Source organism: Streptomyces sp. LZ34, from assembly GCF_053890475.1.
The window spans coordinates 3140140-3152660 of record NZ_CM132680.1 but is presented as its reverse complement, the minus strand read 5'-3'; the positions used below and the strand labels follow the sequence as shown (position 1 = coordinate 3152660).

The window sequence follows — 12521 nt, the reverse complement described above, 5'->3', positions numbered from 1 at the left end:
CCGGGCGACCGGGCCATGGGCGGGGGCTCCGGAGGCGCGCCGAGCCCTCAGCCGGTGGTGAGGGTGAGGCCGTACGCCTCGAGGATCGGGTTCACCGGCTGGAAGTACGTGGTGCCGCCGGCCGTGCAGTCGCCGGAGCCGCCCGAGGTGACGCCCTGGGCCTGGCTGCCGGAGATGTACGAGCCGCCGGAGTCGCCGGGCTCGGCGCACACGGTCGTCCGGGACAGGCCGCTGACCAGGCCCTCGGAGTACCGCACACTGGTGTCCAGCTGCTCGATCGTGCCGCAGTGCCAGCCGGTCGTCGAGCCGGAGCGGCAGACGGAGGAGCCCACCGGCGCCTGCTGGGAGCCGGCGACCGTGACGACGGAGCCACCGGGGCCGAGCACCACGGGGGTGGGCGTCCAACTGCTGTTGACCGCCACCCAGGCGTAGTCGTTGCCCGGGAAGCGCGAGCCCTGGAAGGTGCCCTGGGCGGCTTTGTTGACGCCAGTGGTGGTGGCGCCCGCGTCGCCGCAGTGGCCCGCGGTGACAAAGCCGCCCAGGGAGTCCTTCGTCACCGAGAACCCGATCGAGCAGCGCGCGGTGCCGTTGATGTAGTACGCCTCGCCGCCGCGCACGTCGTCCAGCGGTTTCGGCTGCTCGGCGGACTCCACGACCCGCACCATGCCGCGGTCCACGCCGCTGGCGGTGACGAAGGCGGCGGCCTCGTCCGGGTCGGCCGACTGGACCACCACGCTGTTGCTCTTCACATCCACGTACCAGACGGCGGCGGCCGTGGCCGTCGGCGCGCGCCGCTCGGCCGCACGGTCCAGGGCGCCCTTCGCGGCGGTGAGGTCGTCGAGGCTGTGGCTGACCGTCACGGCCTTGGCGCCGGCGGCGGTGATCATGCCGTGCCGGCCCTGGTCGGTGGTGGCGACGGTGAGCTCGGCGGTCTTGCCGGTCACCCACGCGCCGCCGAACGCGGTCCCCAGGCTTCTGCGGAGGGCGGGGGTGGCCGTACCGGCCCGGTACTCGTTGGTGATCCGTGCCCTCGCCTCGTCGGCCGTGAGGCCGAGATCGCGCCGCATCGCGTCCAGCATCTCGGTGGGGACTTCGGTGGGGACCCCGGTGGGGGCCCCGGCCGTGGGGCCGGGTTCCGCCGCGGCGGATGTCGCCAGGGCGGGTATGGCGGTCAGGGAGAGAGCGGCGATGGCGAGGGCACAACCAGCGGTGAGGGCAGGTCTGTGTCTGCGGAGCATCGGGTGTCTCCTTGTGTCGTGGGGCTTGCGTCAACGTAAGCCGGTCCGACACGCGCCGCCCACCTGCCCGCTCTCCCCGGTTGCGCGCCGCGGCAGACCCGGCACGACCGCCCGCCAGCCCGCCCCGAGCCCGCCGCCGGAGGCGGCCCGGGGCCCGGCGCACGGCGACGCCACCCGAACAGCCGCCGCCGATCCAGCGGTTGTGCGAACGCCCCGCCCTCGGGAGAGGACGGGGCGCTCGACGGGCCGTGTGCGGCGCGGCCGTGTGTGCGGCGCGGAATCACACCATGTTGAAGTGCTCCGGGTCCGGGCCGAGGCGGCTGCCGGAGTCCATCGCGTCGATCGTGGCGAGGTCCTGGGCGTCCAGCTCGAAGTCGAACACGTCGATGTTCTCCTCGATGCGGGACGACGTGACCGACTTGGGGATCACCACATTGCCCAGGTCCAGGTGCCAGCGGAGCACCACCTGGGCCGGGGACTTGCCGTGCTTCTCGGCGATGGCCTTCAGCCGGTCGTCCTCCAGCAGGCCCTTGCCCTGGCCGAGCGGGGACCACGCCTCGGTGGCGATGTTGTGCCGGGCGTTGAAGGCGCGCAGCTCCGCCTGCTGGAGCTGCGGGTGCAGCTCGACCTGGTCGATGACCGGGGCGACCTCGGTCTCCGAGAGCAGCCGCTGGATGTGGGTCGGGTGGAAGTTCGAGAGCCCGATGGCCTTGGCGCGGCCCTCGGCGTAGATCTTCTCGAACGCCTTCCAGGTGTCCACGTACTTGTCGACCGCAGGCAGCGGCCAGTGGATCAGATACAGGTCCACATACTCGAGGCCGAGCTTGGACAGCGAGGTGTCGAAGGCGCGCAGGGTGGAGTCGTAGCCCTGGTCGGAGTTCCAGAGCTTGGTGGTCACGAACAGCTCGTCGCGCGGAATGCCCGACGCGGCGATGGCCCTTCCCGTGCCCTCCTCGTTGCCGTAGATCGCGGCGGTGTCGATGCTGCGGTACCCGGCGTCGAGCGCCGTGCGGACCGCGTCGGCCGCCTCGTCGTCCGGGACCTGCCAGACGCCGAAGCCGAGCTGGGGCATCCGGACGCCGTTGCTGAGGGTGATGAAGGGGACCTTGCTCACGAGCGGTCGATCCTTACGTCGATTACGGGTACGTACATCTCCCATGTCAACGAGCTGGGGCCGAGTCGCATTCCTGCGCAGCACCACCAGGTTCTCCCGCAGGTGGGGGCGGGCGCGCTGGTATGTACGGCAGGCCGCGGCCGGCACCCGCAGCCGGCCGTCGGCCACCCGGCCCGCGGCGACCGACTCGGCCACCGCGGACCAGAACGCGCGGGAGGGGGTACCGGGGCGGACTCGGCGGCCAGTGCGAGGCCGGGATCCTCACACCGCGGCGAGCAGCAGCGGTTCGGGGAGCTCCGCCCGGAACCGCCGCAGGGCATGCCCTTCGCGCACCGTCGCGCCCACCTCGACGGCGGCCCGGCTGACCGTGGCGCGCGGTGCCCGCACCACCATGGCCAGCCGGTAGGTGCCGCCGATGCTCGCCGTGGGGGTGCGGCGGATCTCCCAGCCCGGGTCGGACCTGAGCTCGCGCCGCGCCTCCAGACAGACCCGTGCGTCCCGCGCGGCTCGATCCTGCCCCACGAACCCCAGCCGCGGGCCGAGGTGGGCCGGGCCGGTGGCCCGGACCTCCCCGCTGAGCTGTAGCGGCGTCATGGACCAGGCCACCGGCTGGAAGGTGGCCCGGCGATTTCCGGCCGGTTCGGCCGAGAGGGTCAGATCAAGATTGACCGTATGCAGTTGGGGATTGGCTGCTTCTCGCGCGCAGCTGACCGAAAGATGCACCAAGTGGTAGGCCGCGCTCTCTGCCTCGTCTGTCGTGTTGGCCTCCGATTCCACATACGCCTTCAGCTCCGGAACCCGGCCCACGAGTTCCGTCGTCACTGGCACGGACAACGGCCCGCCCAGCGCGACGCGCCCCGCCAGGGCGGCGGCCGCGGTTGCGGCGGGCCGCCGCGGGACATGGCCCGAAGGCCCGGAGAATTCCTCTGATACCAGTGCCAGCTCGCGCTCGGGAAGTTCGGGGAGAATGATGTCGATCATTTCCGTGCCCCCTTTGCGGCTCAGGAATGGTAGAGCGCCTCGATTTCGACGGCATACGCCTGCTCGATCGCCTTCCGCTTCAATTTCAGCGAAGGCGTCAGGAGACCATGCTCCTCCGAGAACTGAGCGGCAAGTATCCGGAACGTACGAATCGACTCGGCTTGGGAAACCAGCGTGTTGGCGGCGACCACGGCCCGCCGGATCTCCATCTCCAGATCCGCCTCGCGGACCAGCTCCTGCGCGGGCAGCTCCGGTTGGCCGCGCATCGTCAGCCAGTGCGCGACGGCCTCGGCGTCCAGCGTGACCAGCGCCGCCACATACGGCCGGTCGTTGCCGACGACGATGCACTGGGCGACCAGCGGATGCGCCCTGACCCGCTCCTCCAGGACCACCGGCGAGACGCTCTTGCCGCTGGAGGTCACCAGGATCTCCTTCTTCCGCCCGGTGATCGTCAGATAGCCGTCGTCGTCCAGGGTGCCCAGGTCACCGGTGGCCAGCCAGCCGTCCCGCAGCACGGCGTCGGTCGCCTTGGGGTCGCCGTGGTAGCCGTCGAAGATCTGGTCGCCCGACAGCAGGACCTCGCCGTCGTCCTCGATGTACACGGTGGTGCCCGGGAGCGGGACGCCCACCGTGCCGAAGCGGGTCCGGTCGGGCGGGTTGGCGACGGCCGCCGCGGTGGTCTCGGTGAGCCCGTACCCCTCGAAGATCGTGACGCCCGCGCCCGCGAAGAACAGTCCGAGCCGCCGCTCCATGGCCGAGCCGCCCGAGAAGGCGTGCCGGACCCGGCCGCCCATCGCCGCCCGCACCTTGCTGTAGACCATCTTGTCGAAGAACTGGTGCTGCATGCGCAGCGAGGCGCCCGGCCCGGGCCCGATGCCGAAGGCCTTGGCCTCCTGCGCCTCCGCGTACCGCACCGCGACGTCCACGGCCTTGTCGAACGGGCCGAGCCGGCCCTCCGCCTCGGCCCTTCTGCGGGCCGCGGCGAAGACCTTCTCGAAGATGTACGGCACGGCCAGGAAGAACGTCGGCCGGAACGACTGGAGATCGGGCAGCAGTGCGGCCGCGGTGAGGCTCGGCTGGTGGGCGAGTTTCACCCGGCCGCGGATGGCGGCGACCTCGACCATCCGGCCGAAGACATGCGCGAGCGGCAGAAACAGCAGCGTCGCGGCCTCGTCGCCCCGCTTGGAGTGGAAGACCTCCTCGTAGCGGGCGACCACGGTGTCGCACTCGGCCATCAGATTGGCGTGCGTGATGACGCAGCCCTTGGGGCGGCCGGTGGTGCCCGAGGTGTAGACGATGGTCGCGGGGTTCTCCGGCTGGAGCGCCTTGCGGTGGCGGTGCACCACCTCGTCGTCCACCGACGCCCCGGCCGCGGTCAGCTCGTCCACCGCGCCCGCGTCCAGCTGCCACAGCCGGGCCAGCATCGGCAGCCGCCCGACCACCGAGCCGATCGTCATGGCGTGGTCCTCGTGCTCCACGACACAGGCGGAGACCTCCGCGTCATGCAGCATCCAGAAGACCTGCTCGGCGGAGGAGGTGGGATACATCGGCACGCTCTGCGCCCCGATGGACCACAGGGCGAAGTCGAACAGCGTCCACTCGTAGCGAGTACGGGACATGATGGCGACGCGGTCGCCGAAGCGCACGCCCTGGGCCAGCAGCCCCTTCGCGAGCGCCAGCACCTGGTCACGGAACTCGCCCGAGGACACATCCAGCCACTGGCCATCCTCCGTTTTGCGCCCCAGCGCCACCCGGTCCGGATCCGTGTCCGCATGCTCGAACACGGGATCCGCCAGGCCTCCGGTCTGCGGAGGGCTCGTCAACGGGGGGACGGTGAACTCGCGCAATGACTAGCTCCTTGAAGCGCTCCGCACAGCGCCGTGACCGTATCTGATCTGGGGCTATGAGCCCGTTGTGCGGCTCATGTGTGACGACTTTCTCCACCGAATCTCTCCCATCAGGGCACAGCTCGGGGCGCGGGTCAATGCATCAGGCACGGATTTGTGCGCGGGCCGGGGCGCGGGTCGGGACACGGGCCGGTGCGTGGGTCAGGACATGGGCCGGCGCGTGGGTCAGGGCACGGGGCCCGCCAGGATCGCGGCGGCCAGCCGGTCGGCCGCGGCCCGGGCCGCGGAGTCCCGCTGCCGCCTCCCGTGCAGCAGTACGAACTCCACCGGGCCCAGATCGGGCAGCCCGGCCCGGTCCGGGATGCGCGCCAGGCCCGGCGGGATCAGGCCGCGCGTATGCGCCATGACCCCCAGGCCCGCACGCGCCGCGGCGACCAGTCCGTTGAGGCTGCCGCTCGTGCACACGATCCGCCAGGGCCTGCCGTGCCGCTCCAGCACCTCCAGCGCCCGGGCCCGGGTGAGGCCAGGCGGCGGAAAGACGATCAGCGGCAGTGGGCGGTCGGGGTCGAGCCGCAGCCGCTCCGCGCCGATCCACACCAGCTTGTCCCGCCACACCAGCCGGCCCCCCGGCCGTTCTTCGGACCGCTTGGCCAGCACCAGATCCAGCTTCCCCGCCGCCAGCCGCTCGTGCAGCGTGCCCGACAGCTCCACGGTCAGCTCCAGGTCCACCTCGGGGTGGTCGCGGCGGAACCCCTCCAGGATCTCGGGGAGCCGGGTCAGTACGAAGTCCTCCGACGCGCCGAAGCGCAGCCGCCCGCGCAGCCGGGTGCCCTGGAACCAACTCGCCGCCCGCTCGTTCGCCTCCAGGATCGTCCGGGCGAAGCCCAGCATCGCCTCGCCGTCCTCGGTCAGCTCCACCCCGTGGGTGTCGCGCGTGAACAGCGGCCGGCCGACCTCGTCCTCGAGCTTGCGCACATGCTGGCTGACGGTGGACTGGCGCAGGCCGAGGCGGTGGCCGGCCTGGGTGAAGCTCAGCGTCTGGGCGACCATGAGGAACGTGCGCAGCTGGGAGGGGTCGTACACACCACAAGTGTAGGCGGCGGTCATCGCGGTTCACGATGACAGTCAGAGCGGTCAGTGGGATTCCCGATAGCGGTGATCAAGAGCATGCTGGCGAGGGCATCCGTCCCTGCCGCCCAGGGCGCCGAGAAGCCAGGGCGCCGGCCGAGAGCGCCGAGAACGCCGAGAACGTCGAGAAAGCGAGCGCATGCACCGCCGTAAGATCACCCTCCCGTCCTGGCTTCCTCTGGATTGGTTCATCCTCGCTCTGATCGGCACCGTCGTCCTCGCCGCGCTGCTTCCCGCGAGCGGCCCCGCCGCGACCGCCGCCGACGGGGCGACCACCGTCGCGGTCGCCTTTCTCTTCTTCCTGTACGGCGCGCGGCTGTCCACCCGCGAGGCGCTGGACGGAATGCGCCACTGGCGGCTCCATCTGACCGTGCTGGCCTGCACCTTCGTGGTCTTTCCGGTGCTGGGCACGGCCGCCCGCGGCCTGGTGCCGTATGTGCTGACGCACCCGCTCTACACCGGCCTGCTCTTTCTGTGCCTGGTGCCCTCCACCATCCAGTCCTCGATCGCCTTCACCTCGATCGCCCGGGGCAATGTCCCGGCCGCCATCTGCGCGGGCTCCTTCTCGAGCCTGATCGGCATCGTCGTCACCCCGCTGCTGGCCGCGCTGTTGCTGGGCGGCGGGGGCGGCGGAATCTCGGCGGACTCGATACTGAAGATCGCCCTGCAGCTGCTGGCGCCCTTCCTCGCCGGGCAGCTGCTGCGCCCCTGGGTCGGCGGCTTCGTCGCCCGCCACCGCAAGGTCCTCGGCTACGCCGACCGCGGCTCGATCCTCCTGGTCGTCTACGCCGCGTTCAGCGAGGGCATGGTCCGGGGCATCTGGCACCAGGTGACCCTGGCGCGGCTGGGCGCGCTGCTGGCCGTCGAGGCGGTGCTGCTGGCGGTGATGCTCACGCTCACCTGGCACGGCTCCCGGCGGCTGGGCTTCCACCGCGAGGACCGGATCGCGATCGTCTTCGCCGGGTCGAAGAAGAGCCTGGCGTCCGGGCTGCCCATGGCGAGCGTGCTGTTCGGGGCGCAGGCGAGCCTGGCCGTGCTGCCGCTGATGCTCTTCCACCAGATGCAGCTGATGGTCTGCGCGGTGCTGGCCCGGCGCTTCGCCGACTCGGCTCCGGAGCCGGTGGCCCCGGAGCCGACCCCCGCGACGGCCCAGCCGCACGAGGCTCAGGCGCCGGTCGGCGCCTGAGCCTCAGGCGCTAGTCGTCCGCGGGGCGGACGTGGTCCAAGGGGAGCCGTACGAGCGCGGCGGAATCCTTGGCGCCCGGGCCGTTCGGGCCGTTCAGCGTGGCGTTGAACTCACGGACCCGCCGCAGCTCGCTGTCCGACAGCGCACGCCCCCAGATCCGCACCTCGTCCAGGTCGCCCGTCAGGTGCGAGCGGCTGTCGACGGCCTCGCCGACATGGATGCCGAACGGCGAGGTACGGCTGACCGGCCCGGGCACATCGGCGGTGGAGAACGGCGTGCCCCCGTCCACGCTCAGGGACAGCCGGCCCCCGGCACGGGTGAGCGCGGCGTGGTGCCACTGCCCGTCGTTGTACGCGGAGTCGGTGCTCACCGAGGCGCTGGTGAAGGTGGCGGTGCCGTTGACCGTGGTGATCAGCGCCCGTACCCGGCCGCTGGAGGGCTCGCCGCGCAGCCACACCTGCGGCTGCCGGTTGCCGATGCCGCCCATCCACAGGAACGGCTGCTGGCCCGAGGTGGCGGTGTAGCGGAACCACAGGCTCACCGTGAAGTCGCGGGTGCCCAGCGGCAGCGAGGGCCGGAAGGGGACGTGGACGGCGTCATCCGTGCCGTCGAACGAGAGCCCCCGCCCGAACCGCCCCTCGGTTGGGGCCGGACCGCCGAGCACGGTGGCCGGGCGGGCGTCGGGCGCCCGGTCGGAGGTGGTCGGGTCGGGGCCGCGGCGCGGGCCGAGCCAGTCCTCGGTAAAGCGGGCGAAGCGGATCTCGTCGCGGGCGTCGACCGCGCCGCCCTCGTACATCAGCCCGACCTCGTCACGCGAGATGGCGACCATGTCCGAGTAGCCGGACCAGTCGGTGGTCACGACCTTGCCGCGGTCGACGCCGTCCCAGCCGCGGCCCTCGTTCCACGAGGAGCGGACCATCATGGTGCGGCGCCGGTCGGGGTCGGCGGGCGCGGCGAACAGCAGGCGGCTGTAGCCGTCCCGGTCCTCGCTCCGCAGCCGGAGGATCGAGCCCTGCACCTGGGGGGTGTACAGGTCGGGGATGGTGCGGAACGGCCCGGTGAAGCTCTCGCCGCCGTCCCGGCTGACGGCGAAGTCGCGGTGGCCGAGGTCCGTGCCGTCCTGCTCGCGCCCGTTGACGTAGACCGACCCGTCCTCGCGCTCCACCAGAGTCATCTCGGAGGGCTTCTGGCGGAAGGTGCCGTCCGCCGCGACCGGCCAGCTGTCCACCGCGCCGATGCGCCAGGTGTCACCGCCGTCGTCGCTGTAGGCCAGCGCGGCGTGGTTGGCGGTGATCCGGGTGCCGTCGTGGCTCTCGGTGTTGACGGTGAAGAGCAGCCGCCCCCGGTGCCGGCCGTGCGTCAGCTGGATGCCGTGCACGGGCCCGGTGGCGTACCAGGAGTTCCACGAGGCGGGCAGGAGCGAGTCGCTCAGGTCGCGCGGGGTGGACCACGTCGCGCCGTCGTCGTCGCTGTACTGGAGGTGCGGGGTCCGGTCACAGGGCACATCGCAGCCCTGTGCGTCGTCGCGCCCGGTGTTGTACGTACTGGCGAGCAGGATGCGGCCGGTGCGCTGGTCCACGATGGGCGCCGGGTTGCCGTGGGTGTCGCCGGCGCCCTTGTTGATCACCTGTAGCGGGCTCCAGGTGCGGCCGCCGTCCGTGGAGCGCTTGAGAACCAGGTCGATATCACCGGCGTCGCCGCAGTTGTCCACCCGCCCCTCGGCGAAGGCCAGCAGCGTGCCGTCCTTCGACTTCACGATGGCCGGGATCCGGAAGCACGAGTATCCGCTGTCCTGGGAAGACTTGAAGAGAACTTGCTGCTCGAAGTCGGTGCGGGCCGCGGCGGCGGATGACTCCGCTTCCGCGGCCCGCACCGGAATCGGGATCAGGGCCAGCGCCGCGGCGGCGAGGAACGCCGACGCGCGGCGCCGCCATGGTCTGGACCGTTTGCGTGTAGCGCGAAGATCTGACGCCATCGTCACCGACCTGCCCTTTCAGTGGCATCTGGACATCACGACATCAAGACGTCCCACGTCTGATCGGGTGCTGCCGGAGAAGTGTCCCGTCTCGCCCCCGCGCCGGACAAGGACCGTGCGTCAGATCGTGTGCGAGCCAAGCGGGTTGGGCCGAGCGGCGCGCCGCTAGCCAGCCGTCGCCAGGCCGGCCATGATCACCGAGTCCAGCAGTGAGCGTGAGGTCTCGAGCTCCTCGATGGCCGAGGTCATCCGTGCCCGCTCCTCCCGCAGCTGTGCGATCAGGTCGGGGCAGGTGGGCACCAGGCGCTCGTCCTCCTCCCGCAGGCAGGGCAGGATCTGCGCGATCGTGGCGGTCGACAGCCCGGCGGCGAGCAGTGAGCGGATGCGGTTCACCGCGGGCACGTCGGACTCGCGGTAGACGCGGTAGCCGCTGGGCAGGCGCTTCGGCCGGAGCAGTCCCTGCTGCTCGTAGTAGCGCAGCAGCCGCTCGTTCACCCCGGTGCGCCGGGCCAGTTCACCGATGCGCATGCCACGTCCCCTCGTTGCGCCCTTAAGCCTCCAGCTGGTGTCAGACTTTACCCGCCACGACCGCACAGCGCGTCGTCTATGAGGGCCTTCACGGCCTTGTCGGCCCGCTCCTGCCCCGCCGTGTCGGACTCGTCGAAGCTGTTGGTCGACACGGTCACCGCGCGGCGCCCGTCGGTGGTGACGCCGTTCTCGCTGGAGTAGCCCAGGGCGTTGCCACCGTGATGCCAGTAGAAGCCGCCGCAGCTCAGCGGGGTCGTCTCCAGACCAAGGCCGGCGCGGCGCCCCGGCTCGTCGGGTATCGGGACGGTCCGCCGCATCTCGGCGAACTCGGCGGGGCGCAGCAGCCGGCCGGTGATGAGCGCGCTGAAGAAGCGGTTGACGTCGTGCGGGGTGGTGACCAGGTCGCCGGAGGCGTCGGCCGCCGTGGAGTTGAAGACCGTGGTGTCGACGCGGCGCCCGTCCTCCGAGTAGGTGTGGTACCCGTGGGCGTACGGGGCGGGCAGGTACGGGCGGTCGCCCGGCAGGGACGTCCCGGTGAGCCCCAGCGGGCGGATGACCCGGTCGCGGACCTCCGTGCGCCAGGGGTGTCCGGTGACCCTCTCGATGATCATTCCGATGAGGACATAGTTGGTGTTGGAGTAGCGATAGGCCGCCCCGGGCTCGGAATTCGGGGGATAACCCACCGCGGCGGCCACCAGCTCCCCGGCGGTGTAGTGGCGGAAGCGGTTCTCGTAGTAGCCCCGGGCGGAATACCCCGCGGGGAACACCTCGCGGATGCTCGTATAGCCGCGCAGCCCGCTGGTGTGCTGCAGCAACTGCCGCACCGTGATGCGGCGGCCGTCGTTGCCATGGCCGCTGACGACGCCGGGCAGCCACCTGTCCACCGTGTCCTCCAGCGCCAGCCGCCCCTCGCCCACCAGCTGCAGCGCGACGGTGGCCACAAAGCTCTTCACCGTGCTGCCCGCGCGGTAATGGGCATCGGTGCGCATGGGAGCGCCGGTGCGCAGATCGGCCTCTCCCGCGCGGGCCGCCGCGGTGCCGGACGGAGTGTCCAGCACGGCCGCGACCCCCACGACCCCGGCCCCGTGGACCGTCGCCGTATCGCGCCGCAACACCTCCGCGCCGCCCATCCCCGGAGCGCCGCCCTTCCTCGGAGCGTGGGTCTCCGCTGGGGCGTAGGCCTCACCCTGGGCGGGGGCCGCCGCCGCCAGAGCGGCGACGGCCGCCAGGGTGGCCAGGGACGCGGCCAGGCGCCGCCGCACCGCGCTCATCGGCGCGCCACCTCACCGCACATCACACGGTCCACAAGCGCCTGTACGGCCTTCTCGGCCCTGAGCAACCGCTCGTCGTCCGAGGTGGTCCCGCTGGCACTGATCACCACGGACCGCCGTCCGTCCGCGCTGAACGCCGTCCGCACCGTGCCGCCTTCGAGGTCACCGCCGTGGCCCCAGCGGTATCCGCCGCAGCTCAGCGGCTGCCGCATCAGCCCGAGCCCATACCGCAGCCCGGGGAACGCCATCTCGAAGTCGGCGCCCACGGGGACCGTACGGCGCATCTCGGCGAGCTGCGCGGCGGGCAGGAGGCGACCGCCGAACAGGGCCGTGAAGAACCGGTCCAGGTCCCGCTGGCTGGTCACCAGCGACCCAGCGGCGTCGGCCCACGAGATATTTCGAACAGTGGTATCGGTCCATTGGCCGGAGCCGGGGAAGCGGTGGTACGTATGGGCGTACGGCTGCTTCAGATACGGGTCGTCGCCGGGCTCGTAGGTGTCCTTCAGCCCCAGCGGCCGGATGATGCGGTCGCGCACTTCGTCGGCCCAGGGCCGCCCGGCGGCCTTCTTGATGATCAGGCCGGCGAGCAGATAGTTGGGGTTCGAGTAGTTCCACTTCGGTGCCGGGTCGTCCGGGTCGGCGGGCGGGAAGTCGGGGTCGTGCCGCATCGCTCCGGCGATGCTCTGCTCCGGATCGATGTGGTAGAGCTTCGTCCGCTCGAAGTCCTCGGCCGTGTCCCCCAGGTCTTCCTCCAGGCCGTAGTTGTAGATGCCGCTGGTGTGCTGGAGCAGATTCCGGATGGTGATGCGGCGGCCGTCGTTGCCGTGGCCGCTGACGACGCCGGGCAGCCACTTGTCCACCGTGTCGTCCAGCGTCAGCCGCCCCTCGGCGACCAGTTGCAGGACGACGGTGGCCACGAAGGTCTTGGTGACGCTGGCGGCCCGGAAGTCGGCGCCGTACGGAACCGGGCGGCCGGTGTGCAACTCGGCCTCGCCCGCGCGGGCGTGTATCCGGCGACGGCCGTCGCGCACCTCCACGGACATGCCGATGTACCCGGCCTCCCGCAGGGTTTCGGCCACTTCGGCCCGCAGCGCCTCCTGGCCGGGCGAGGTGTCCGAGGACGCCGCGGCCGGGACCGCCGCGACGCCGCCGGCCGCGACCACGGCGAGCGCCGCGGCCGCGGCCACGCCCCTTAACCGGAGCTTCTTCGAATGGAGTCGCCCCCGTCGGAGCCTATGCGCGGACGTCGGGAC

At 71.7% G+C, this 12521-nt stretch carries 10 protein-coding genes; 1 reads left to right on the top strand and 9 read right to left on the bottom strand.

Annotation, left to right across the window (positions count from 1 at the left end; translation table 11 throughout):
* Positions 1-47 precede the first annotated feature (47 nt).
* The 5 genes from ACWY4P_RS11815 to ACWY4P_RS11795 all read right to left on the bottom strand — a co-directional run bounded on the left by ACWY4P_RS11815 (position 48) and on the right by ACWY4P_RS11795 (position 6263).
* Positions 48-1238: a S1 family peptidase gene (locus ACWY4P_RS11815; RefSeq protein ID WP_456210486.1), complete on the bottom strand. Its 1191-nt coding sequence runs from the start codon at positions 1236-1238 to the stop codon at positions 48-50.
* Between the two features lie 280 nt (positions 1239-1518).
* A complete protein-coding gene (locus ACWY4P_RS11810; protein WP_456210485.1) occupies positions 1519-2352 on the bottom strand; it encodes an aldo/keto reductase in 834 nt (277 codons plus the stop codon).
* Positions 2353-2613: 261 nt separating this feature from the next.
* Positions 2614-3333: a hypothetical protein gene (locus tag ACWY4P_RS11805; RefSeq protein ID WP_456210484.1), complete on the bottom strand. Its 720-nt coding sequence runs from the start codon at positions 3331-3333 to the stop codon at positions 2614-2616.
* Between the two features lie 20 nt (positions 3334-3353).
* Complete coding sequence (locus tag ACWY4P_RS11800) at positions 3354-5180, bottom strand: AMP-dependent synthetase/ligase (protein WP_456210483.1); 1827 nt, start codon at positions 5178-5180, stop codon at positions 3354-3356.
* A gap of 225 nt (positions 5181-5405) precedes the next feature.
* Positions 5406-6263, bottom strand: coding sequence for a LysR substrate-binding domain-containing protein (locus ACWY4P_RS11795; protein ID WP_456212891.1), 858 nt, complete (start codon positions 6261-6263; stop codon positions 5406-5408).
* A 184-nt stretch (positions 6264-6447) separates the two neighbouring features.
* Here ACWY4P_RS11795 and ACWY4P_RS11790 point away from each other — a divergent pair, with 184 nt between their 5' ends.
* A complete protein-coding gene (locus tag ACWY4P_RS11790) occupies positions 6448-7494 on the top strand; it encodes a bile acid:sodium symporter family protein (RefSeq protein WP_456210482.1) in 1047 nt (348 codons plus the stop codon).
* A gap of 10 nt (positions 7495-7504) precedes the next feature.
* Here the strand turns inward: ACWY4P_RS11790 and ACWY4P_RS11785 are convergent, their stop codons facing one another.
* The 4 genes from ACWY4P_RS11785 to ACWY4P_RS11770 all read right to left on the bottom strand — a co-directional run bounded on the left by ACWY4P_RS11785 (position 7505) and on the right by ACWY4P_RS11770 (position 12455).
* On the bottom strand, positions 7505-9469 hold the full coding sequence (locus ACWY4P_RS11785) for an exo-alpha-sialidase (protein WP_456210481.1): 1965 nt from the start codon (positions 9467-9469) through the stop codon (positions 7505-7507).
* A 165-nt stretch (positions 9470-9634) separates the two neighbouring features.
* Positions 9635-9997 (bottom strand): MerR family transcriptional regulator, encoded by a 363-nt coding sequence (locus ACWY4P_RS11780; RefSeq protein ID WP_456210480.1) that lies wholly within the window; start codon positions 9995-9997, stop codon positions 9635-9637.
* 47 nt (positions 9998-10044) lie between these two features.
* Positions 10045-11268 carry a serine hydrolase domain-containing protein gene (locus tag ACWY4P_RS11775; protein ID WP_456210479.1) on the bottom strand — a complete coding sequence of 408 codons (1224 nt, stop codon included), beginning with the start codon at positions 11266-11268 and terminating at the stop codon, positions 10045-10047.
* Positions 11265-12455, bottom strand: a complete 1191-nt coding sequence (locus tag ACWY4P_RS11770) for a serine hydrolase domain-containing protein (protein ID WP_456210478.1) — start codon at positions 12453-12455, stop codon at positions 11265-11267. Before ACWY4P_RS11770 ends, ACWY4P_RS11775 begins: the two co-directional genes overlap by 4 nt.
* Positions 12456-12521 lie beyond the last annotated feature (66 nt).

Coding starts and splice junctions, on each gene's coding strand:
- ACWY4P_RS11815 (WP_456210486.1), bottom strand. CDS start 1,238: ATGCTCCGCAGACACAGACCTGCCCTCACCGCTGGTTGTGCCCTCGCC.
- ACWY4P_RS11805 (WP_456210484.1), bottom strand. CDS start 3,333: ATGATCGACATCATTCTCCCCGAACTTCCCGAGCGCGAGCTGGCACTG.
- ACWY4P_RS11790 (WP_456210482.1), top strand. CDS start 6,448: ATGCACCGCCGTAAGATCACCCTCCCGTCCTGGCTTCCTCTGGATTGG.
- ACWY4P_RS11785 (WP_456210481.1), bottom strand. CDS start 9,469: ATGGCGTCAGATCTTCGCGCTACACGCAAACGGTCCAGACCATGGCGG.
- ACWY4P_RS11780 (WP_456210480.1), bottom strand. CDS start 9,997: ATGCGCATCGGTGAACTGGCCCGGCGCACCGGGGTGAACGAGCGGCTG.
- ACWY4P_RS11775 (WP_456210479.1), bottom strand. CDS start 11,268: ATGAGCGCGGTGCGGCGGCGCCTGGCCGCGTCCCTGGCCACCCTGGCG.